Origin of the sequence: Microbacterium sp. P26, assembly GCF_023712585.1 — a bacterium.
Classification (GTDB): Bacteria; Actinomycetota; Actinomycetes; order Actinomycetales; family Microbacteriaceae; genus Microbacterium; species Microbacterium algihabitans_A.
In genome coordinates, this window is the sequence record NZ_JAMAXZ010000001.1 from 492,873 (window position 1) to 514,950 (window position 22,078).

Consider the following 22,078-nt stretch of genomic DNA (forward strand, 5'->3'; position numbering starts at 1 on the left):
AGACAGCCGGAAGTGGGACATGGTCAGCCCCGACCCCCGCGTCCCACTTTGCGCAGAGCATGTCCCCAAAAGGGCCGCCTGACGCCGGCTCAGACAACCAGAAGTGGGACATGGTCAGCCCCGACCCCCGCGTCCCACTTTGCGCAGAGCATGTCCCGAAAGGGGCTGCCTGGCCCCCGCCCAGACAGCCGGAAGTGGGACACGGTCTGCCCCGACCCCCGCGTCCCACTTTGCGCAGAGCATGTCCCGAAAAGGGCCGCCTGACGCCGGCTCAGACAACCAGAGGTGGGACATGGCCAGCCCCGACCCCCGCGTCCCCCTCCGCGCAGAGCATGTCCCGAAAAGGGCCGCCTGACGCCGGCTCAGACAATCAGAAGGGGGACACGGTCAGCCCGCAGCGCGGCTCTCTCCACACGCAGGAAGGCCCGCCCCCCGGCGAGGGGACGGGCCTTCCGGACGCCGCGGCTCAGACCAGGTCGAACCGGTCGAGCTCGGTGACCTTGCGCCAGGCGGCGACGAAGTCGCGCACGAACTTCTCCTTGGCGTCGTCGGAGGCGTAGACCTCGGCGAGCGCGCGCAGCTCGGAGTTCGACGAGAACACCAGGTCGACACGGGTGCCGATGCCGACCTTCTCGCCCGAGCCGTCCTTCGTGCCCTCGAACGCGTGCTTGCCGCTGTCGAGCGGCTTCCACGTCGTGCCGAGGTCGAGCAGGTTCGCGAACACGTCGTTGGTCAGCGCGCCGGGGGTGTCGGTGAACACGCCCCAGTCGCTGCCGTCCCAGTTCGCGCCGATCGCGCGCAGGCCGCCGACCAGCACGGTCATCTCCGGAGCGGTGAGCGTGAGCAGGTTGGCCTTGTCGAGCAGCAGGAACTCCGCCGGGAGCCGCGTCGAGCGCGAGGCGTAGTTGCGGAAGCCGTCGGCGACCGGCTCGAGCCAGCGGAACGACTCGATCTCGGTCTGCTCCTGCGAGGCGTCGGTGCGGCCGGGGGTGAAGGGCACCTCGACCTCGACGCCGCCGGCGAGGGCGGCCTGCTCGACACCGGCGTTGCCCGCGAGCACGAGCAGGTCGGCGATCGACACCTTCTTCTCGCCCTGCGCGTCGAAGTCGGCCTTCACGCCTTCGAGGACGGAGAGAACGGATGCCAGCTGCTCGGGGTTGTTGACCGTCCAGCTCTTCTGCGGCTCCAGGCGGATGCGCGCGCCGTTCACGCCACCGCGCTTGTCGCTCCCGCGGAACGTGGATGCCGCGGCCCACGTCGTGGTCACGAGCTGCTGCACCGTGAGGCCGCTGTCGAGGATCTGCTTCTTGAGCGCGGCGGCATCCGCCTCGTCGATCAGCGGGTGGTCGACGGCGGGCACGGGGTCCTGCCACACGAGCACCTCGGCGGGCACCTCGGAGCCGAGGTAGCGCTCGCGCGGTCCCATGTCGCGGTGGGTCAGCTTGAACCATGCGCGAGCGAAGGCGTCCTGGAACGCCGCGGGGTCGTCGGCGAAGCGGCGCGAGATCTTCTCGTACGCCGGGTCGACGCGCAGCGCCAGGTCGCTGGTGAGCATGCGGGGCTCGCGACGGCCGTCGGAATGCGCCTCGGGAACCAGCCCCGCGCCGCCGCCGTTGACGGGACGCCACTGGTGCGCGCCCGCGGGGCTCTGGAAGAGCTCCCACTCGTACCCGAAGAGGATGTGGAAGAACTCGTTGTCCCAGCGGGTCGGGTGGTAGGTCCAGGTGACCTCGAGGCCGCTGGTGATGGTGTCGTCGCCCTTACCGGTGCCGTGGCTGTTCTTCCAGCCCAGGCCCTGATCCTCGATGTCGGCGGCTTCGGGGTTCACGCCGACGTGCGAGTCGCTCGCCGCGCCGTGCGTCTTGCCGAAGGTGTGTCCACCCGCGATGAGGGCGACGGTCTCCTCGTCGTTCATGGCCATGCGGCCGAAGGTCTCGCGGATGTCGCGAGCCGACTTCAGCGGGTCGGGCTCGCCGTTCGGGCCCTCGGGGTTGACGTAGATGAGGCCCATCTGCACGGCGGCGAGCGGCTTGTCGAGCTCGCGGTCGCCCGTGTAGCGCTCGTCACCGAGCCACGTGGTCTCGGGGCCCCAGTACACGTCGTCGTCCGGCTCCCACACGTCGGTACGGCCGCCGGCGAAGCCGAAGGTCGGGAAGCCCATGTCTTCGAGCGCGACGTTGCCGGCGAGGATCATGAGGTCGGCCCACGAGATCGACTGGCCGTACTTCTTCTTGACCGGCCAGAGCAGACGACGGGCCTTGTCGAGGTTGACGTTGTCGGGCCAGCTGTTCAGCGGGGCGAAGCGCTGCATCCCCGCGCCCGATCCGCCGCGACCGTCGGTCACGCGGTAGGTGCCGGCGCTGTGCCAGGCCATGCGGATCATGAGGGGGCCGTAATGGCCGAAGTCGGCGGGCCACCAGTCCTGCGAGGTGGTCATGACCTGCTGGATGTCGCTCTTGACGGCATCCAGGTCGAGCGCCTCGAACGCCGCCTTGTAGTCGAAGCCCTCGTCGAGCGGGTCGCGCAGGGCGTTGTTCTTGGCGAGGATCTTGACGTTCAGGCTCTCGGGCCACCACACGCGGTTGGCGGAGCCCTGGGTGGGGTGGGGCAGGGCGCCGGCGGGCTCGCTGTCGGCGGGGGCTTCGCCCACGGGCAGTCGGTTGTCGTCGGGGGCGGCGCCGTCGGGGAAGACGGGGCATCCGTTCAGAGTGTCGCTCATCGGGATCCTCTCGGTTTTTCGGCTTCGGATTCGGCTCGACAATCGGAGCACACGCCCCAGAACGTCACCTCGGCGGTCTCGATGAGATAACCGCTCCCCTCCGGCACGTGCAGGCACGGCGCCGAACCGACGACGCAGTCCACGTCGTCGATGCGGCCGCAGCGCGTGCACACCACGTGGTGGTGGTTGTCGCCCACGCGCAGTTCGAAGGTGCCGGCGTGGCCGGCGGGTTCGATACGGCGGGCGAGTCCCGCGTCGGCGAAATCGCCGAGCGCGTTGTACACCGACTGCTTGCTCGTTCCGGGGAGGGAGCCGACGATGCGGTCGAAGACGTCGTCGGCGGTGGCGTGCGGCCGGGCGCGGAGGGCGTCGAGCACCGCGACGCGTGTCGCCGTGACCCGCAGCCCGGCTCCGCGGATGAGGGCATCCGCGGCGGCATCCGGCTGACTGTCGAGCATGTCGCCAGCCTAGCTAGTTTTGAGTGAATCAAAAATGACACGCCGGGGAACGGTCGGGAACGCCGGGCGATGGATCACCGAATGACCGGATGCCGTCACCCCGCGGTGAGCGTCGGGGTTCCGGCCTCGTACTCGGTGAGATCGCCGGTCTCGCCCGCTCGCGCCGCGCGACGCCCGACCCACAGCATGTAGAAGAGGAACACCCCGAGGGCCGCGGCACCGATGGCGATCTTGATCTGCCAGGGCCACTCGCGCGGGGTCACGAAGCCCTCGACGACGCCCGAGAGGGCGAGGGCGAAGACGAGCCCGACCGCGATCGTGGCCAGCGAGCGCCCGGCCGCCGCGAGTGCCTCGGCCCGCGTGCGCCGGCCCGGCGCAACCCACGCCCAGAAGATCTGCAGGCCCGCCGCCCCCGCGACGAAGATCGCCGTGAGCTCGAGCAGGCCGTGCGGGAGGATGAACTGGAAGAACACGTCGGCCCGGTCGAACGCGATCATGATGGCGGCCGACTGCCCCACACCGACGGCGTTCTGCATGATGACCATCGCCGGCCAGATGCCGGTGACGCCGAACAGCACGCACTGCGCCGCGATCCACGCGTTGTTGGTCCAGACGGTGCCGGCGAAGATCGCGTTGGGGTTCTCGCGGTAGTAGCTCACGAACTGCTCGTCGGCGTAGTTCTGCAGTTGGCTCTCGGCGCCGAGCGAGGCGACGGCGGCGGGATCGCCCGAGATCCACAGCGCCATGAGGGTCGCCACGATCACGAAGAAGACCGCCACCCCGAGCGTGGTCCAGCGCACGCGGTACAGCGCGGCCGGGAGCTGCAGCACGAAGAACCGCGGCAGCTGCTTCAGCACGTTCTCGCGCACCCCGGTGAGGCGCAGGCGCGTGCGGGCGAGCAGCACCGAGACGTAGTCGCCCTCAGGCGTACGGCCGGCGGAGGTCTTGATGTCGGCGAGATCGGCGGATGCCGCGCGGTAGCGCGTCACGAGCTCGTCGACCTCGGCCCCGCGCAGGCGCCGGCGACGGCCCAGTTCGTCGAGGCGCGCCCACTCGTCCCGCCGCGCGGCCGTGAGGGCGTCGAGGTCCATGTGGTCAACTGTACGCATGGCTTCGTCGTCGACCCCCGTTCCCGCGGTCGCTCTCGTGCACGAGAGCGCCGAGGAGACGCTGACGGGCGAGGCCGTCGCGCTCGACGTGCAGCCGATCGGCTTCTTCCTGCGCGCTGTCGGGTGCCTCATCGACTTCGTCGTCGGCGCCGCGGTGCTCATCGGCGGGGCCATCCTGCTCACGGCGCTGGTGACCAACGGGGCGCTTCCCGAATCGGCCATCGGCATCGGCGTCATCTCGCTGTTCGTCCTCGTGATGGTCGCCATCCCGACCGTGGTCGAGACCCTCTCCCGCGGCCGCAGTCTCGGCCGGCTCGCGGTGGGCGCGCGCATCGCGCGCACCGATGGCGGGGCCGCGGGCTTCCGTCAGGCCCTCATCCGCGCCCTCACCGGCGTGCTCGAGATCTGGTTCACCTTCGGCGCCATCGCCGCCGTGGTCGGCATGTTCACGCCGCGCGCGCAGCGCCTGGGCGATCTGCTGGCCGGCACCGCGAGCGAGCGCACGCGCACCCGCCGCCTTCCCCCACCCGCTCCCGGACTGCCCCCGGGCATGGAGGCGTGGGCGGCCGTCGCCGACGTCTCGCGCCTGCCCGACCGGCTCGCCGCGCGCATGGCGCAGTTCGTGCGCGGTGCCGACGCCCTCGAGCCCGCGGCACGGGCCCGCGTCGCCGCGTCGCTGGCCGAGTCGGTGCGCCCGCACGTCTCGCCCGTCCCCCCGGTGGATGCCGAGATGCTCGTGCGGGCGGTGTCGTCGGTGCGCCGCGACCGGGAGTACCGCGCCCTGCTTCTCGAGAACGAGCGGGCTGCGGCCCTCACCGAGCGCGCCTGACCGCGGGAGTCGCCGATGATCGGCGCCGCGACGACGACGTGCATCTCACGCCCGGGAGGGCGCTCAGCAGCTCAGGCGCGCAGCGTCTCGTGTCGCACGACGACCCAACCCTTGGGGACCGAGAGGCGGTCGGCGTGGATCGCGCACAGATCGTGGGCGTGCGGATCACCGGCGGGGCCCAGCGGGCCGAGGGCCGCCATCTGGTCGCCGTAGTCGTAGGTGAGGGTGCTCATCGCCTCGCGGGCGCATCCCACCTTCGAGCAGAGTCTGTCGCGCATCGCGGTCAGCCTAGCCACCCCCTCCGACACCGCGCCGACGCCGCGCCGCGCATCGCCCAGCGCGTCATGCCTTGCGCCGACGCGGGGCGGCGGAGCGCGGCGGATCCGCGCGCAGGTGGTCGGCGGCGCGCTGCAGGATCCGCCCCAGGTCGGCGATGTCCGCGTCGGTGAGCGACGAGAAGAGCAGGCGGTGCAACGCATCGATGTGGCCGGGGAACACGGCGGCGAGCACGTCGCGCCCCGCCGGGGTGAGGGCGACCACGACGCTGCGCTCGTCGTCGGGCGACGGCGCCCTGGTCACCAGCCCCCGCCCCTCGAGCACCTGCGCCTGATAGGTCAGACCGCTGCGGCTGTAGACGACCCGGTCGGCCAGATCCGTCATGCGCAGACGCCCGTCGGGACTGTCGCCCAGGGTCGCCAGCAGCTGGAACTGCACGTAGCTCAGCTCGCCGGCATCGCGGAGCTGCTTCTCGACCGCATGCCGCAGCAGGCTGCTCACCTCGGTGAAGGCGAAGTACGCCTGGAGCTGCGTGGGGGTGACCTCCGCGGTGTTCCGTGTCATATCAAGATCCTATCTTGCTTCGAGTTCGTAGCAGTGTTAGCGTTCCCGTACTGCTTCGAATCCGAAGCACTAAGGAGAGGACACCCCATGAAGGCCATGCGATTCCACGAAGTGGGCGGACCCGACGTCCTGCGACTCGACGACGTCGAGCTGCCGGCACCCGGCCCGGGGCAGGTGCGACTGAAGATCGCGGCATCCGCGTTCAACGCCGCCGACAACGGCATGCGCGCCGGATTCCTCCCCATTCCCGTCCAGCTCCCCCACGTGCCCGGCTACGACGTGTCGGGCACGGTCGATGCGATCGGCGCCGGCGTCGACGATCTCGAGATCGGTCAGCCGGTGGTCGGGTTCCTCCCGATGCAGACCGACGGCGGCGCCGCGGAGTTCGTCGTGGCCCCGGCCGATGCGGTCACGGCGGCTCCCCGCGCCGTCGATCTCGTCGACGCGGCCGCCCTCCCCTCGGTCGCGCTGACCGCATGGCAGGCGCTCTTCGACGACGGCGGGCTGCGCGCCGGTCAGCGGCTGCTGATCGTGGGCGCGGGAGGAGCCGTGGGTGTCCACGCCGTGCGCCTCGCCCACCGCGCCGGGGCGCACGTCATCGCGACGGCGAGCCCCCGCAGCCTCGACGCCGTGCGTGCGGCGGGAGCCGATCAGATCGTCGACCGCACGCGCGCCTCACTGCTCGACTCCGTCGGCGAACCCGTCGACGTGCTGCTGAACCTCGCCCCTCTCGACCCCGACGACTTCGCCGCCCTGGTCGCCCTCGTGCGCGACGGCGGGGTCGTGGTCAGCACCACGGCGTTCATGGCGACCCCCGGCGACGATCGCCGTGGCGTCGACGCCAAGACCGTCTTCGTCCGGGCCGACACCCCGCGGCTCGCCGAGATCGTCGCCCTCGTCGACGCGGGAGAGCTCACCGTCGAGGTCGACCGGCGCATCGACCTCGTCGACCTGCCCGCTCTGCACGCCGAGGCCATGGCGGGACGCATCGCCGGCAAGGTCGTCGTCGTCCCGTGAGTCGATCGCGGCCCGCCTCGGCGTCTCGTGCGCCGATGCCGACCCGCGGGCCGTCCGGTGTCCGCCGGATGACCGCGGGTCGGCCCGCGAACGTAGGATGAACGCATGATGCGTCGTCGGTCCCGCGAAGCGCGACCCGTGGCCCGCCCCTCGCGTCACGGGCGGCACGGCCGCGAGAACCGCAGCCCGATCGTGCGTCCGCCCCTCCCCCCGATCGACACCCGCGTCGAGCGGTTCGACGTCGCCGTCGGCGCGGCGGCGGAGTTCCTGCGCTCCGCCTGGTCCGATCTGCGGGAGGTGTCGTTCGAGATCGGCATCATGCCCCCCGCGGCAGCCGACGGCATTCCGCGCTGGACGGTGCTGCGCGACGAGAAGCGCATCATCCTCTACCGCGTGCCGATCGAGCGGCTCGGTCACCCGCACCACGACGACGACCTGCACCGCCGCATGATGATCGAAGGCGCCGTGTTCCGCGCCGCCGCCGAGTACCTCGACCGCGATCCATGGGACCTCGGTCCCGAGCGATTTCGCTTCTTCTGAGCCCGACCCGCGCGGTCAGGGCAGGATCGTGAGGGCCCCGGCCGCGGCATCCGCGGGCCACAGCGGGTAGGCCGCCAACGCGCCCGTGCCCGTGTACGACACCGCGGCGCGCACCGGCTCCGCCGATTCGAGGCGGTAGATCCCGGATGCCACGGCGACGGCCGCCGTGCCCCCTGCGGGAACAGCGGTGGTGATCGCATCGCCGCCGTCGACGGGAGTGAGCGTCACGGAGGCCTCGGCGTCTTCGGTCGCCAGCACGATCGACGAGCCCACGCCGGGCGCGACGGCGACGACGGTGGGCTCGGTGATGCGCGGAGCGGGCACGTACCAGGCGAAGTCGGCCCCCTCGCCGAACCCGGTGGTCGACCAGGTGGCCCCGACGATCGGGGCGGTCGCCGAGACCTCGACGGTGTACGCGCCCGCCGCGAGACCCGAGAGGTCGAGCGAGGTCGGCAGGCCGGCGGTGAGCGGCACGTCGGTCGGAGCGGCCTCGGCCCCGGCGGCGTCGACGGGAATGACGCGCACGGTGGCGGTGGCATCGGACCCGGGCGACAGCAGACGCACGATCGTGCCCGCCTGGCCCTCTCCGGTGGTGAGCACCTGCACGCCGGGCATGACCAGACGCGTGTCGGCCTGCGCGAGAGGAGCGACCTGCTCGCTCCCGCCGGGCAGCAGCAGTCTCGTGAGGCTCGCCTGCAGCGAGGCGTGCACGGGGGCGCCGGACGACACGACGCGCACGACGGGACTCTCCTCGCCGAGCAGCAGGCCCGCCAGCGGCACGACCTTGCGCTCGCGCGCGGGGACGACGAGGTTCTGGCCGCCGGGCGGGGTCGACACGCCCTGCGCGCCGTACACCGACAGCTGCACGGTGGCGGGCACATCGCCCGGGTTGGCCAGCACGACGAGGTCGTTCGCGCCGGTCGTCGACGCTCCGCCGACCAGCCACGACTCGGCCTCCGGCGGGCGGCACGCGGATGCCGAGAACCCGACGAGGTCGTCGGAGGCCACCGTCGCCGATCCGGCGGCGGCCAACGGCGTCTCGGAGCGGTCCTGGGGCGCCGCGCGCAGCGCCTGGGCGTCGCCGTCGGCATCCGCCGTCGCTCCGGAGAGCTGTTCGGCCTGGGCGTCGGCGTCGGAGGGCCCGCTGACGAGCTGCTGCGCGGCGGCGGCGCTCAGCCCGCCGGCGGAGTCGGCGCTGCGTCCGAGGGCGAGCAGCGGTCCGTCGCACGCGAGCACCGTGTCACCGGGGGCGGGGGTCGACTCGACCCGCACGGGGGTGGCGGTGTACGAAGGCCACGGCGCGGCGATGCCGACGACCGTTCCGACGACGGCCGCGGTCGCCACGGCGGTGCCGGCCACGACGCGGGCGCTCGTGGCGGCGAAGCGGGCCATGCGGTTCTCGCTCATCGCGATCCTCCCGAGCTCGGACCGACGATGCGGGGCGTACGGCGCGCGGTCCGCCGTGAAGCTGCCGTGGGCACGGCGAGCAGCAGAGCCACCAGCAGCACGCCCAGGGAGCCGGCGGCGACCAGTCGCTGCAGGCCCAGTCGGTGCGCGTCGAGTTCGGGACGCGGGGTCACCTCGGCGTTCACGCGCCAGAGGTCGCCGCGCGAGGTCTCGCCGACCGGGTCGAGCGAGTCGCGCTGGTCGAGAGAGGTCGCCGCCCCGAGGCGCGTGCCGCGGATGACGTCGTCTTCACCGGCGGGCGCCGATTCGAGCAGCACGAAGGCGATGCCGTGGGCCGCCAGGCGCGACACCACGTCGTCGGACGACGGGGTGACGAGGTCGGCGGCGAGATCGGCCAGCTCGAGGTCTTCGGGCGTCGGCGAGGTGCGGGTGGCCTGCAGGGTGCTCTGGCCCGACAGCGTCGCGCTGCCTCCCCAGACGACGTCGACGCGCATGCCGTCGGCGCGCGGGTCGAGCACGATCGTGCCCAGGTCGAGAGAACCGCGTCCCTCGGCCGCGACGAAGGCGGGCAGGGTCGACACGGGTCCGTTGACGAGCGTCGACCGACCCGAGGCCTCGGTCGCCACCTGAGCGGTCAGCGCGGGCGCCACGCTGACGGCGAGCGCCACCAGGGCCACCAGAGCGCCGAGCGGCCGCAGCACGGCCACACGGGCCGGCACCCCCGCGTCGAGGGCGACCAGAGCGCCGCCGACGAGTCCGATCCACGCGAGGCTGAGCCCCGCGCCCGGCCACAGCGGCACAGCGACCGAGTGGTCGAACGAGAGGGCCACCCCGACGGCGGCGAACGCGGTCGCAAGGCCCGTGGCCGTGATCAGGATGAGGCCGGATGCCGTGATCCACCGCGGCGTGAGCACCGCCAGCACCGCGAGCACGGCCAGCGGCGCGACGAGCAGGCCGACCCACCACACCGAGCCGCCGGTGAGCGACACCCATCCGCCCGGGTCGGAGGTCGGGAAGCCTGCCGCGAGCAGCGCTCGTCCGAGCGGATCGGCGGTGGCCTCGGCGCCGCGGTAGGGCACCCCGGGGTCGGCGAGGAGGGCCCACGGGTCGCCCGCGCGCAGGCGCGTCCACACGAGGGGGGCGAAGATCACGGCCGAGGGCACGAGCAGCCACACCACTCGGGCGATGCCACGCGCGGCCACGAGGGCGACGACGACGAGCGCGGCCGACCACAGCACCACCACCGCGGGGGCCAGCGACGGCGCGCACGCCAGCACACCCACGAGCAGAACGGATGCCGCTCCGGCCGGGGCCCACGAGCGGTGCGCGACGCTCGCGGCGTAGAACAGCCAGGGCAGCAGCAGGTGAACGAGCACGCCCGCCGGTCGACCCTCGACGATCGCGGCGAGGAAGGTCGGAGCGAGGGCCCAGGCGAGTCCGCCGACGATGCGCAGCAGCGACGACTCGGTCACGCGCGTGGCGGCGAACCACCCGCCGAGCACGGCGAGCGGCAGGGCGAGCACCCACAGCACGACGAAGGCCCGCGAGGGCTCGCCGGGCGAGAGGGTGCCGATGAGGGCGACGAGGCTCGAGAACGGGTCGGCGGGGCCGATCGCGTCGAGGCCGAGGGGACGGGCGCCCCACGCGGCGTCCTGCCACAGCTGGGTGACGTTCGCACGCAGCGGCGCCAGGGCTCCCCCGCCGAGCACCGGCCAGGCCAGCAGCGGGAAGAACAGCGCCGCCGACACCGCGAGGGTGCCGAGCACGGTCCAGGCCCCTCCGCCGACGAAGAACCGCAGCTCCGAACGCACGGGCGCCTCGGGGTCGGCGACGTCGCCCTCGAAGCGCAGGCGCATCTCGGCGCGCGTGACGCGCAGCGGCGCGAGACGCGACCACCCGACGACCCGCGAGGTGCGGATGCGACGGCGGGCGCGGGCGACGGCGGCGGGCCGCGCCATCACGAGAAGGGTGGCGCCCCACTCGGGGAGCACCCGGTACGGCACCTTGGTCACGAGGTGCAGGATCGTGCGCCAGAGCGCGAGCGGCAGGAACGACAGCCAGTGCAGCAGCACCGTGGGCGCGGGGGCGTAGACGAGACGGCGATGCAGCTGGGCGGTGCGGGTCGCGAACGCGCGGCGCCGCGCACGACGCCGGCCTCGCGCCATCGCGGCCACGCCGTCACCGGCGACCGCCACGCGGGCGGTCGGCACCAGCGAGACGAGGTGGCCGGCCAGGCGCGCACGAACGCCCAGATCGAGGCCCTCGTCGGCTCCGCCCAGAGCGGGGTCGAGACCGCCGAGCTGCAGCCACGCGTCGCGGCGCACGAGCATGCCGCGCACGTCGGCGCCGAGCACGTCGGCGTCGCCGTCGCGTTGTCCCTGGTCGAGTTCTCCGGCGGCGAGCTCGACGGCTCCCCCGTAGCGGTTCATGCTCACGCCGAGAGAGAGGATCTCGTCGCGGTCGTCCCACGCGATGAGCTTGGGGGCGGCGACCACGAGCGAGGGCGAGAGCTCGAGCGCGCCGGCGAGGCGGACGAGCGCGTCGGGGTCGGGGGCGGTGTCCTGCGCGAGCAGCCACACCGCGTCTCCCGTGAGTCGGGGCGTCGCGAGAGCCGTCGCGACGGCGAACGGCGTGCCGGCGGGGGCGGTGATGACGCCTTCGGCACCGGATGCCGCCGCCAGTTGCGTCAGCGCCGCGTCGGCGCCGCACAGCACGATCGTCAGCGCGTCGACGGGTCGGGTCTGCGCCGCGAGTGCAGCGAGGGTTCTCTGCAGATGCTGCGCGGCGGGCGTGCGTCCTTCAGGGCGCACGACGAGGAGGGCGTGTACACGGGCGGGCATGACGCGGATCAGCCTAAGCGCGGTCGCGGACGATCGAGGACGCCGCGCCGTCACCGACGGGATCGCTCAGGCGGGTGATCGACCGCTCAGGCGCGACGCTTGAGCTTGCGGCGCTCGCGCTCGCTGAGGCCGCCCCAGATACCGAAGCGCTCGTCGTTCTGCAGCGCGTACTCGAGGCACTCGGTCTTGACGTCGCACGAGGTGCAGATGCGCTTCGCGTCACGCGTCGAGCCGCCCTTCTCGGGGAAGAACGCCTCGGGGTCGGTCTGCGAGCACAGCGCGTCGGTCTGCCAGGCGAGAGTGTTCTCTTCGACGGCGTCGATGTCGCGACGGACGCCGGGTACGCCGAGATCGACCGGATCAACGAACCAGTTGTCCGGGACTCCGGACCGGTACTGCGATGTCGCCATCTCGTCCTCCGCCTCGTTCACGCCCCCATGACACGTCTTCTGACGATGTGTCGCGCAGTGATAATTACACCCGTGTGATTCGCGAGAGTCAAGTCGCGGATCGTAAACCCTCAAGGCCGACGTGAACCTTTAGACGAGCGCTCGGCGTGTCGCGCTCAGCTCCCGGGCATCGCGACGAAGACCTCGCCACCGCCGTCGCTGGTCAGCGGCGACTCGTCGGGGGTGACGAGCGCGGCCTGACCGGGGGCCAGCGAGATGCTGCGGCCGGAGGCACCCGTCAGGCGCGCCTCTCCCCCGACCCCGAGGGCGATGGCGACGCCGGAGAGCTCCAGCTCGGCCGCGTCGCCGTCGGCGACGAGGTGCCCCAGGGCGAAGTCCGCGATACCGGGCGCGAAGACCTCGGCGTGACGGCCCGCCGGCGCGGGGCGCAGGAACGGCGGGTCGGCGGGCGCGAAGTCGACGAGGTGCAGCAGCTCGTCGACGTCGATGTGCTTGGGTGTCAGGCCGCCGCGCAGCACGTTGTCGCTCGCGGCCATGATCTCCACCCCGAGACCGTCGACGTAGGCGTGCAGCACGCCGGCGGGCACGAAGATCGCCTCACCGCGGCGCAGGTGCACGAGGTTCATCAGCAGGGCGACGACGATGCCCGGGTCGGCCGGGTAGGCCGTGTGCAGCGACCGCACGAGCGCCAGCTCGGCGGCGAAGTCGTCGGACGAGGCGGAGGCCGCGGCATCGACGATCTGGGCGACGTCCGCGGCATCCGCCTCTCCCAGCACCCAGCCGATCGCCGCGCGGAGCGCCTCGGGGCCGGAGCCGGCGGACAGGAGCGAGCGCAGCGTCGAGACGGCGGGCGCGTCGCCCAGCACATCGATCAGCGCGCGGGTGCGCTCGAGGTCGCGGAGCCCCGCGAGGGCGGTGAACGTCTCGCTCAGGGCGACGATCACCTCGGGCTTGTGGTTGTCGTCCTTGTAGTTGCGGTCGGCGGCGTCGCGCGCAACGCCCGCCTCCTCCTCACGTGCGAAGCCCTCGACCGCCTGCTGCTTCGAGGGGTGCACCTGGATCGACAGCGGCGCTCCGGCCGCGAGCAGTTTGAGCAGGTACGGCAGCTTCGCCGGGAGCCCGTCGCCGGCCGCCGGCAGCCACCGGTCCAGCGTGAGCCCCGACCCGTCGTGCACCTCGGCGGGAGAACCGGGGTGGTCGCCGAACCACACCTCGGCCTCGGGTGCCCCCGACGGCTCGCGGCCCTCGAGGTCGGCGAGCAGCGTCGGGCTCCCCCAGGCGTAGTCGCGGGGCGTGTTCAAGAGGGCGATCAGCACGGCGTCAGCCTAGCGGCCGGGCCCCCTCGTCTCCGGATGCCGACGGGTACCCTGAGATCACCATGGCGATGTACACGAATCACCCGGTGTCGGCGTTGCCGACGGCGCCCCCGCGCGAGACGACGGGGCACCTGCTGCTGCGCGCCTGGTGCGTCTTCGTGCTCGTGCTCGCCCTCGGCGGCGTCGGGCTCGTCAACGCCGTCGGCCCGGTCGTCACCGCGGTCGTGGTCGTGGCCTCGGCCGTCGTCTCGAGCATCGTCTGGCTCGTGACGCGCCCGCCCTTCGCCGTCCGGCGCCTGCCCTGGCTGGCCTTCGGCTACGTCGCGTGGGCGATCGCCTCGCTCGCGTGGAGCGCCTGGCCCGCGGCATCCGCCCTCACGCTCCTCCTGCTGGTCATCACGACGTTCCAGGGACTCTTCGTCGGCGCCATGCTCACCTGGCGAGACGTCGTGCGGGCTGTCGCGTCTGCGGCGAAGTGGATCGTCGGCCTCTCGCTGCTGTTCGAGGTCGCCGTCTCGCTCATCGTGCGCGGCCCGCTCCTGCCCGGGTTCGTTGTGCCCTCCGAGCGCATGGACCCCATCGTCTACTGGTCGCGCGACAACCTCTTCGACGGCGGTCGCATCCAGGGCGTGTTCGGCAACGCGAACCTGCTGGCCGCCGTGATGCTCGTCGCCATCATCGTCTTCGCCGTGCGCATCGCCGCGGGCGCGCCGCGCCGCGCCCTGCTGTGGGTGTGGATCGCGATCGCCGCCTTCCTCTTCGTGCGGGCGGGATCGGCCACCGCTTTCATCGCCGCGGCGTTCGTCGCCCTCGTGCTGGGCACGGTGCTGGTCATGCGCACCGCGCGACGCCCCGGCGAGCGCACGCGCTGGTACCTGCTGTACGCCGCCGTCGGGCTCGGCGGCGGGGCCGTGCTGTGGTTCGGCCGCGACGCCCTCTTCGGCGTAATGGGCCGCGGAGCCGACCTCACCGGCCGCGAGGGCATCTGGGCCGACGTGATCGCCCGCGCGTCGCAGCATCCGTTCGTCGGCTGGGGCTTCTCCACCCCCTGGATCGCCTCCGAGCCCCTCTTCGACGGATGGATCGTCGACCACGGCCAGACCGTCGTCCAGGCGCACAGCATGTGGCTCGACGTCTTCCTGCAACTCGGCGGGATCGGTGTCGTCCTGCTCGGCCTCGTGTACCTCGCGTACGTGTGGCGGTCGTGGTTCTTCGCCGTCGACCGCCCGCGCTGGGATCTGCGCGACGACCGTCCGCACTCCCCCCTGACCTTGCTGCCGACCCTGATCGGCGCCCTGCTCGTGGTGCAGGGCCTGACCGAGTCCGGACCGCTGCTGCTGTGGGGCTGGATGTTCGTGGTGCTGTTCGGCGCGAAGATCAAGCAGACCCCGCTGGTCGGGGTGGGACCGAGCGAGCAGAGCATCTCGATCGAGCGCGGCGAGCTGCCGAGACCCGCACCGTGACCGGCGCGCCGGACGCGCGGCGACCGCTCCCCCCGCTGTCGTCGCCCGCGTTCGCCCGCGCCTTCGCCCTCGCGGTGTTCGCCGCCGTGTTCGCCCGCTATGCGATCGTCGCGGTGGCGGGAGAGGTCACCTGGGCCACCATCGTCGCCGGACTGTGCGCGGTGGGAGCAGCCGTGCTGTACGTCCGTCGCGACGAGCTCGAGCTCGTGCGCCTCGCCCCGACGACGCTCGTCCTGCTGGTCGCCTGGGCCGGCGCGAGCGTGTTCTGGAGCCCGAGCGCGGCCGACTCCCTCGGCGGCTGGTCGGCCTTCGCGGCGCTCGCGTTCCTCGCTGTCGTCCTCGGCCATGTCCGCGACGCGCTGCAGACCGTGCGGGCGCTCGGCGACGTGCTGCGGTGGCTGCTGGGAATCTCGCTCGCGCTCGAGGTGCTCAGCGGCATCCTGCTCGATCTGCCCATCCCCTTCCTCGGCATCCAGGGCGCCATCGCCGAGCTGGGTCCGGTGCAGGGGATCTTCGGCACCCGCAACGCGCTGGGCTTCGTTACGGTGATCGCCCTGATCACCTTCCTCGTGGAGTTCCGCACCCAATCGGTGAGCGTGGCCACGGCGGTCGGATCGGTCGTGCTCGCGGGTGCCCTCGCGGCGCTGAGCGGCTCGCCCACCGTCGTCGTCGTCGTCGCCGCCACGACGGGGGTCGCCGCCCTCGCTCTGTGGACGATGCGTCGCGTGCCCGTCGCATGGAGGGGGCGAGCGCAGGCCGCGCTCGGCTCCGTCGTCGTGGTGGGGATGGCGGGCGCGTGGGCCTTCCGCGCCCCTCTCGTCGACACCCTCGGCGCCGGCGCCGATCTGACGCTGCGCACCGACCTGTGGGCGCGGCTGGTGCATCTGAGCGAGATGCGCCCCGTGCAGGGCTTCGGCTGGTTCGGCGACTGGGTGAACGACGTCGTGCCGTTCGCCCTGGTGCCCCTCGGTCTCGGCGGGACGCACGCCTCCGCGCTCAACGCCTACCTCGACGTGCTGCTGCAGCTCGGCGCGGTGGGACTGCTGCTGTTCGTCGCCCTCGGCGGGCTCGGGCTCGCCAGGGGATGGCTCGTCGCCAGCGATCGCCGCTCGGTCGTGCACGCGTGGGCGCCGCTGACGCTGGTCGCCCTGTTGACGGTGTCGATGTTCGAGAGCTTCACCCTCACCGGCGCCGGCTGGCTGCTGCTGGGGCTGTGCGCGGTGCGCGCGGGCCAGTCGCGTTCGTGGCGCGAACGCCTCGAACAGCGGATGGCGTCCTCACCGACGGGAGGCTCCGAGGAGGGCCGGTTATGATCGTGCGTGCTATGACCGCGCACGCCGACGCCACCCCGATCCCTGCGGATTCCGCATTCGACCCGTCGTCGGCGACCATCGTCGTCGTCACCTACAACCGCACGCACCTGCTGACCCGCCTGCTCGACAGCATCGAGCGGATGGATCCCGCGCCCGGGCACCTCGTCGTCATCGACAACGCGTCCACCGACGACACCACCGCGGTCGTCGAGTCGTACCGCGATCGCCTCCCCACGACGCTGGTGTATCGCCGCCTCGAGACGAACACGGGTGGGTCCGGCGGCTTCAGCGAGGGCATGCGCGTCGCCTACGAGCTCGGTTCCGAGTGGATCTGGCTGATGGACGACGACGTCGAGGTGGTCTCCGACGGCCTCGCGCGCATGGGGCACTGGGCTCCGCGCTTCCGCAGCATTCAGGGTCGCCGCTACGACTACGACGGCAGCGAGTTCTACTGGCAGTACCGCGTGGCCGAGTCGATGGCGATCCCCATCCCCTTCGCGCCCGCCGGCTTCGACTCGTCGGGGTACAAGCCGATGAACTCCGGATGCTTCGAGGGAATGTTCATCCACCGCGACATCGTGGCGAAGATCGGCCTGCCCGACCCCCGGTTCTTCATCTACTGGGACGACCAGCTCTACGGGTGGCTCGCCTCGCGGCAGACGCCGTCGGTCATCGTGAACGAGTTCGTGCTGCGACGCACGCGCGAGATCAAGCAGTGGGACATGGGCATCCGCCACATGAACGCCTCGAGCGACGCGTACCGGTACTACATCATGCGCAACCGCGCGTACCTGCAGAAGTACTACCGCGAGCTCGGCGTGTACCGACCGCTGCCCTTCGCCGCGGGCACGGCGCTGACTTTCGTCAAGGAGCTCATCCGCCTGGTCGTGGTCGAGCGCAAGGCCAAGGGCACGAGCCACCTGTTCCGCGGACTCCGCGACGGACGCCGCATTTCGCGCGACGCGTCGTGGAAGCCCATGCCGCCGCTCGCGCCTCAGCCCGTCGCGTAGTCGACGTTGTAACGCTCGAGCACCTCGGCGATCGGGGCGTCGAGCACGAGGGCGCCCTTGTCGAGGTACAGCCCCCGCGTGCAGAAGCGGCGCAGGTCGCGTTCGTTGTGGCTGACGAAGAACAGCGTGCGCCCCGCGGCCAGCAGCTCGTCGATGCGTCGGTAGCACTTCTCGCGGAACGCGCGGTCGCCGACGGCAAGCACCTCGTCGACGAGCAGGATCGGCTCGTCCAACTGCGACACCACCGAGAACGCCAGGCGCACCTTCATGCCGTTCGACAGGTGCTTGTAGGGGGTGTCGACGAAGTCGCCGATCTCGGCGAAGTCGATCATGTCGTCGAAGCGGCGCGACACCTCGGCACGCGGCATCCCGTGCAGTCCCGCCGTCAGGCGCACGTTCTCGCGCACCGTGAGGTCGCCGACGAAACCGCCGGTGATCTCGATGAGCGGGGCCACTCCCCCCTCGACCGTCACGTGCCCCTCGTCGGGCAGCAGCACCCCGGCGACGAGCTTCAGCAGCGTCGACTTGCCCTGGCCGTTGCGCCCGACCACGCCGATCGACTCCCCCGGCTCGACGCGGAACGACACGTCGCGCAGGGCCCAGAACTCGTCGGGGCGCGAGCGTCGCTCGGCCCCGCCGAACAGGTCTTTGATCGAGCGGCCCCCGCGGCGGTTGCGCCGGAAGCGCACGCCGAGGCCGTCCACCTCTATCGCGGGACCGGGCATCACAGCTCCTTCAGCACGGGACGCTCGAGCTTCGGGAAGACGACGACGCCGAGAGCCAGGATGCCGAGACTCACGGCCGCGCCCACGACGACGGTCAGCGTGTCCCACTGATCGGGGAAGAACCCGACGCGGTACAGGGTGAAGATGCCCGATAGCGGGTTGAACGCGGCGAGATCGGCGAAGACCCCCGGCAGGTTGTGCACGCCGTAGATGATCGGCGAGGCGTAGAACAGGGCCCGCAGCACGAGTCGGGTGGTGCGCTCGAGATCGCCGAACATCACGCACAGCGGCGCGATGATCAGGCCGAGGCCCACCAGCAGCGCGGTCTGCAGCACGACCGCGAGGGGGAAGGCCAGCAGGGCCCACGACACCTGCGCGCCGCCGAACACCGCGAACAGCACGAGCACCGGGAGCGAGAAGAGGAACTCGACGCCCTTGCTCACGACGATCCTGTCGACCCAGATCCAACGTGGGATCGAGGTCGAGCGCACGAGCCGGGCGTCCTTCTTGAACGCCTTCGTCAAGTCGCTCACCGCGGAGTTGAACCACACCCACGGCAGCAGCGCCGTGATGAGGAACACGATGTAGGGCTCCTCGCCCACCGTGCGGTGGAACACCTGGGTGAAGACGAACCAGTAGATCGCGCTCATCACGAGCGGATCGAGCACCGACCAGAGGTACCCCAGCGCGCTGGTGGAGTAGCGCACCCGCAGATCGCGCGCCGACAGCAACCACAGCGAGTGGAGGGAGCGCCGCACCGATCCGGGGGCGCCGACGGCGGCGGGGGTCATCCGGTCGAGTTTACCGGTGGGCTCCTGCGCGACGCCCGGACGCCGCGTCGCGCAGGAGCGCGCAGTGGGTCACTCCCAGGCGGTGGGGGCGTCGTCGGGACACTCCAGGTTCTGTGATGCCTCGGGGAGGGTGTCGTATGGCGCAGGCGAGCCCATCGCTGTCCATTCGCCGAAGGTCAAGTTACGGCTACCAAGGGCCGGCTGGATGCCGAGGGGCTCGTACTGGAGACTCATCGCGCCGACGTAAACCAGCAGTGACTGACCTGGAGTGACACGCCAAACCGCATCGTTCGCCGTCCGCGTCACGACGTACGGCGTTGGCGAGCCGAGTTTTGCCCACTGCTCGTAGGTGAGGCGCCCGCCCTGGCCGGTCGCGGTGTTGCAGAGGTAGGCGATCCCGCCCGTCCTGTCCCACGACAGCTGTACGAAGCCGCGACCCTCGCGGGCCTCGAAGGCCGGGAACCCGGCATCGCGCCACTGCGCGTACGTCAGCGAGATGACATCTCCCGCGGCGTCCTGCGCGAGCAGCTGCGTGGAGGTGCCCCACTTGTGCACGGAAATGTCAGGACCCCACGACAGCGTTCGCGGCACGGGGTAGCCGGCCGCCTGATACTCCTCCCACGTCACGTCGGCGTGCAGGTCGACGCCCGCGCGATCGAACGCGGTGACGGCTGTCACGGTCGGAAAGGTCAAAACCTTCTCGTAGACCGTCTTCGCCGGCGTGTAGGCGGGGAAGCCGAGCTCGGACCATTCCGCGAAGGTGAGGGGGTAGACGTCGTCGTCGGTCACCTCGTAGATCGTGCCGTCGTAGGCGGTGCGCACGTAGTCGGGGGCGGACGACGCGGCCTGTGCGGCGGGGGCGAACGCCAGAGCGCCGACGAGCGCTGCGGTGAGGGCGATCACGGGGATGCGGGAGGTCATGGCATGGCTTCCTTCGATGCGAGCGGATGCCACGTCGATCGCCGTGGCGCGGGCGACGCCCCTTGCCGAGAACGCCGCACGATGCCTGAAAGCTAGCGCGCGCTCGCACGCCGGCATCCGCGTCACACGCCGAGCCGGGCGGGTGAAAACCGCACGGGATAGGATCCTCTGCGGGCCGCACCGCCGCCGCGGCCGCATCCGTCCTCCCCGCGTGTCCGGGAGCCACGTCGACGTGAACCCGTCGACGCGCCCAACTTCCGAGGAAATCCGTGTCCGTCGTCGCCGATCCCCCCGCGCTCCGCTCGCGGGTGCGCGCTCGCGCGCAGACCGTCCGTCGAGAGATCCAGGCGCTGCGCGCGCTCGCCGTTCTCGGCGTGCTGGTGTTCCACCTCTGGCCCGCCACCTTCCCGGGCGGTTTCGTCGGCGTCGACGTGTTCTTCGTGCTCTCCGGGTTCCTGATCACCGACCACCTGCTGCGCGAGCTCTACACGCACGGGCGAGTGTCGCTCCCGCAGTTCTGGGCCCGCCGGGCTCGTCGGCTCCTCCCCGCCGCGCTGCTGGTCCTGGTCGTAGTCGCCGTCGCGACCCGGCTGTGGGTGCCCGACACGCGATGGGCGCAGTTCGGCAGTGAGATCTTGGCCTCCACCTTCTATGTGGAGAACTGGGCCCTCGCCGCTCAGTCCGTCGACTACATGGCCCTCTCGAACGTCAAGTCGCCCGTCCAGCACTTCTGGAGCCTCGGAGTCGAGGAGCAGTTCTATCTCGTCTGGCCCATCCTCTTGGGCGCGGCGTGGTGGTTCGCCGCCCGCCGTCGACGCACGGGGCTCACGGTCGTGCTGGCGACGCTCTCGATCGTGACGGCCGCGAGCTTGATCTACTCGATCGTGCTCACATCACTCGCCCCCACCGTGGCCTACTTCTCCACGTTCACCCGGGCGTGGGAGTTCGGCGCGGGCGCTCTGCTGGCCGTGGTCACGGCCCGCGGGCTTCAGATCCGCGGGCGGGCGCTCACCGCCGGTGCGTCGTGGGCCGGCTTGGGCATGATCGTGGCATCGATGATGCTGTTCGACGGCCAGACCCCGTTCCCCTCCTTCACCGCCGCTCTTCCGGTCGTGGGCACGATCCTGGTCATCGCCGCGGGCATGCCGGGCGCTCCGTGGGGCCCCGGCGCGATCTACGGGCTCCGTCCCGTGCAGTTCGTCGGCGACGTGTCGTACGGCACGTACCTCTGGCACTGGCCGATCGTCGTCCTCCTCCCTTTCGCACGAAACGCCCCCAACGGCATCCTCGTGTCCTTCGCCATCCTCTTCGGCTCCATCGCGCTCGGGTGGCTCTCCAAGACGCTCGTCGAAGATCCCTTCCGCACCCGCTCGGTGATCGCTCGCGCGCGGCCCCGGTGGTCGTTCGCGGCCGTGGCTGCGGCGACCGCGGTGATCGCCCTCGCTGTCACGCCGCTCGCGACGTACGCCATCGCCGCGCCGGCGGATGCAGGCCGGGCCGGGCCCTGCTACGGCGCGGCGGCGATGGGCGACGTCGAGTGCGCCCCCGTCGACGAGGTTCCGCTCACGGCGGCCGTGTCGTCGTTCTCGGCCGACCTGCCGCTCGGCGAATTGCTTCAGTGCGAGCTCAGCACGAACAGCAAGGCGTTCCAGAAATGCGACTTCGGCGACGCCGACGCCCCCGGGCCCCACGTCGCACTTCTGGGCGATTCGCACGCGACACGCATGGCGGAGCCGATCCGCGATCTCGTCGCGGAGAAGGACGGTCGCTTCAGCACCTTCCTCCTCTCGGGCTGCGCCGCGATCACGACCCAGACGACCGGCAGCGCGTGGGGCTTCGACGCGGAGTACGCCGAGACGTGCCGGTCGGTTTCGCAGGACATGATCGAGCAGATCGAGCAGGATCCGTCGATCGACGTCGTGGTGATGACGAACCGCTCGCGCTTGTACGTCTCCGACGACCCCGACCGGCACCCGCTCACCGCGGACATGGTCGCGGGGACGATCCGAGGCTTCGAGGACGCGGGCAAGCGCGTGATCGTCCTCGCGGACCCGCCCGAGCGCTACGCCGTTCCGCCGCGGGGTGGAGAGAGCGCCGCCGATTGCCTGTCTCGTGTCGACGACCCCTCGGGCTGCGCACTGTCGCGGGCCGCCGCGGAATTCGCCGACCCTCTCCGCGCGGGCGGACTCGCGGCCGGGGCAGACGTCGTCGGACTCGACGACCTGTTCTGCTCCGACACGGAGTGCATGTCGCGGATCGGCGGTGTCGTCGTCTACTCGGACGACAACCACCTCACCCGCTCGTTCGCCCTGAGCCTCGTGCCGCAGCTCCGCGAGCGCCTCGCTCTCTGATCACCCACGACGAAGGCCG

The 22,078-nt window shown here is 71.7% G+C and carries 19 protein-coding genes; 7 read left to right on the forward strand and 12 right to left on the reverse strand.

Annotation, left to right across the window (positions count from 1 at the left end):
* Positions 1 to 466: 466 nt before the first annotated feature.
* The 3 genes from katG to M3667_RS02405 form a co-directional block, all read right to left on the reverse strand.
* On the reverse strand, positions 467 to 2,719 hold the full coding sequence (gene katG, locus M3667_RS02395) for a catalase/peroxidase HPI (RefSeq protein WP_251504442.1): 2,253 nt from the start codon (positions 2,717 to 2,719) through the stop codon (positions 467 to 469).
* A complete protein-coding gene (locus M3667_RS02400; protein WP_144828844.1) occupies positions 2,716 to 3,177 on the reverse strand; it encodes a Fur family transcriptional regulator in 462 nt (153 codons plus the stop codon). The genes katG and M3667_RS02400 overlap by 4 nt, the downstream gene beginning before the upstream one ends.
* 95 nt (positions 3,178 to 3,272) lie before the next feature.
* Positions 3,273 to 4,268 (reverse strand): stage II sporulation protein M, encoded by a 996-nt coding sequence (locus tag M3667_RS02405; RefSeq protein WP_251504444.1) that lies wholly within the window; start codon positions 4,266 to 4,268, stop codon positions 3,273 to 3,275.
* Between the two features lie 16 nt (positions 4,269 to 4,284).
* Between M3667_RS02405 and M3667_RS02410 the strand changes: the two genes are divergently transcribed.
* Entirely contained in the window at positions 4,285 to 5,115 is an 831-nt protein-coding gene (locus M3667_RS02410) for an RDD family protein (protein WP_251504446.1), read from the forward strand.
* Between the two features lie 71 nt (positions 5,116 to 5,186).
* On the opposite strand, the gene M3667_RS02415 is transcribed toward M3667_RS02410, so the two are convergent.
* Both M3667_RS02415 and M3667_RS02420 read right to left on the reverse strand, forming a co-directional pair.
* On the reverse strand, positions 5,187 to 5,393 hold the full coding sequence (locus tag M3667_RS02415) for a DUF3499 family protein (protein WP_136587001.1): 207 nt from the start codon (positions 5,391 to 5,393) through the stop codon (positions 5,187 to 5,189).
* Between the two features lie 64 nt (positions 5,394 to 5,457).
* The gene (locus M3667_RS02420) at positions 5,458 to 5,955 is read right to left on the reverse strand and encodes a MarR family winged helix-turn-helix transcriptional regulator (protein ID WP_251504448.1); all 498 of its coding nucleotides are present in this window, start codon (positions 5,953 to 5,955) and stop codon (positions 5,458 to 5,460) included.
* 87 nt (positions 5,956 to 6,042) lie between these two features.
* Here M3667_RS02420 and M3667_RS02425 point away from each other — a divergent pair, with 87 nt between their 5' ends.
* Entirely contained in the window at positions 6,043 to 6,972 is a 930-nt protein-coding gene (locus M3667_RS02425) for an NADP-dependent oxidoreductase (RefSeq protein ID WP_251504449.1), read from the forward strand.
* A 105-nt stretch (positions 6,973 to 7,077) separates the two neighbouring features.
* Entirely contained in the window at positions 7,078 to 7,512 is a 435-nt protein-coding gene (locus M3667_RS02430; RefSeq protein ID WP_230704316.1) for a hypothetical protein, read from the forward strand.
* A gap of 15 nt (positions 7,513 to 7,527) precedes the next feature.
* Here M3667_RS02430 and M3667_RS02435 read toward each other — a convergent pair whose 3' ends face one another.
* The 4 genes from M3667_RS02435 to manA all read right to left on the reverse strand — a co-directional run bounded on the left by M3667_RS02435 (position 7,528) and on the right by manA (position 13,485).
* The gene (locus M3667_RS02435; RefSeq protein ID WP_251504450.1) at positions 7,528 to 8,919 is read right to left on the reverse strand and encodes a DUF5719 family protein; all 1,392 of its coding nucleotides are present in this window, start codon (positions 8,917 to 8,919) and stop codon (positions 7,528 to 7,530) included.
* Entirely contained in the window at positions 8,916 to 11,759 is a 2,844-nt protein-coding gene (locus tag M3667_RS02440) for a glycosyltransferase (RefSeq protein ID WP_251504451.1), read from the reverse strand. The genes M3667_RS02435 and M3667_RS02440 overlap by 4 nt, the downstream gene beginning before the upstream one ends.
* An 86-nt stretch (positions 11,760 to 11,845) precedes the next feature.
* Positions 11,846 to 12,169 carry a WhiB family transcriptional regulator gene (locus M3667_RS02445; RefSeq protein WP_144828863.1) on the reverse strand — a complete coding sequence of 108 codons (324 nt, stop codon included), beginning with the start codon at positions 12,167 to 12,169 and terminating at the stop codon, positions 11,846 to 11,848.
* Positions 12,170 to 12,324: 155 nt separating this feature from the next.
* Positions 12,325 to 13,485 carry a mannose-6-phosphate isomerase, class I gene (gene manA / locus M3667_RS02450; protein ID WP_251504453.1) on the reverse strand — a complete coding sequence of 387 codons (1,161 nt, stop codon included), beginning with the start codon at positions 13,483 to 13,485 and terminating at the stop codon, positions 12,325 to 12,327.
* A 62-nt stretch (positions 13,486 to 13,547) separates the two neighbouring features.
* On the opposite strand from manA, the gene M3667_RS02455 reads away from it, so the two are divergent.
* From M3667_RS02455 to M3667_RS02465, 3 genes are read left to right on the forward strand one after another with little or no spacing between them, the layout of a single operon-like run.
* Complete coding sequence (locus M3667_RS02455; protein WP_251504455.1) at positions 13,548 to 14,948, forward strand: O-antigen ligase; 1,401 nt, start codon at positions 13,548 to 13,550, stop codon at positions 14,946 to 14,948.
* Positions 14,945 to 16,261 (forward strand): O-antigen ligase family protein, encoded by a 1,317-nt coding sequence (locus M3667_RS02460; RefSeq protein WP_251504457.1) that lies wholly within the window; start codon positions 14,945 to 14,947, stop codon positions 16,259 to 16,261. The genes M3667_RS02455 and M3667_RS02460 overlap by 4 nt, the downstream gene beginning before the upstream one ends.
* On the forward strand, positions 16,258 to 17,271 hold the full coding sequence (locus M3667_RS02465; RefSeq protein WP_251504459.1) for a glycosyltransferase family 2 protein: 1,014 nt from the start codon (positions 16,258 to 16,260) through the stop codon (positions 17,269 to 17,271). Before M3667_RS02460 ends, M3667_RS02465 begins: the two co-directional genes overlap by 4 nt.
* On the opposite strand, the gene M3667_RS02470 is transcribed toward M3667_RS02465, so the two are convergent.
* The 3 genes from M3667_RS02470 to M3667_RS02480 form a co-directional block, all read right to left on the reverse strand.
* Positions 17,256 to 17,996 (reverse strand): ABC transporter ATP-binding protein, encoded by a 741-nt coding sequence (locus M3667_RS02470; RefSeq protein WP_251504461.1) that lies wholly within the window; start codon positions 17,994 to 17,996, stop codon positions 17,256 to 17,258. The two genes, M3667_RS02465 and M3667_RS02470, sit on opposite strands and share 16 nt — an antisense overlap.
* Positions 17,996 to 18,787: an ABC transporter permease gene (locus M3667_RS02475; protein ID WP_251504463.1), complete on the reverse strand. Its 792-nt coding sequence runs from the start codon at positions 18,785 to 18,787 to the stop codon at positions 17,996 to 17,998. The genes M3667_RS02470 and M3667_RS02475 overlap by 1 nt, the downstream gene beginning before the upstream one ends.
* Before the next feature lie 69 nt (positions 18,788 to 18,856).
* Positions 18,857 to 19,708 (reverse strand): hypothetical protein, encoded by an 852-nt coding sequence (locus tag M3667_RS02480; protein ID WP_251504465.1) that lies wholly within the window; start codon positions 19,706 to 19,708, stop codon positions 18,857 to 18,859.
* A gap of 269 nt (positions 19,709 to 19,977) precedes the next feature.
* Between M3667_RS02480 and M3667_RS02485 the strand changes: the two genes are divergently transcribed.
* Positions 19,978 to 22,059, forward strand: coding sequence for an acyltransferase family protein (locus tag M3667_RS02485; protein WP_251504467.1), 2,082 nt, complete (start codon positions 19,978 to 19,980; stop codon positions 22,057 to 22,059).
* Positions 22,060 to 22,078 lie beyond the last annotated feature (19 nt).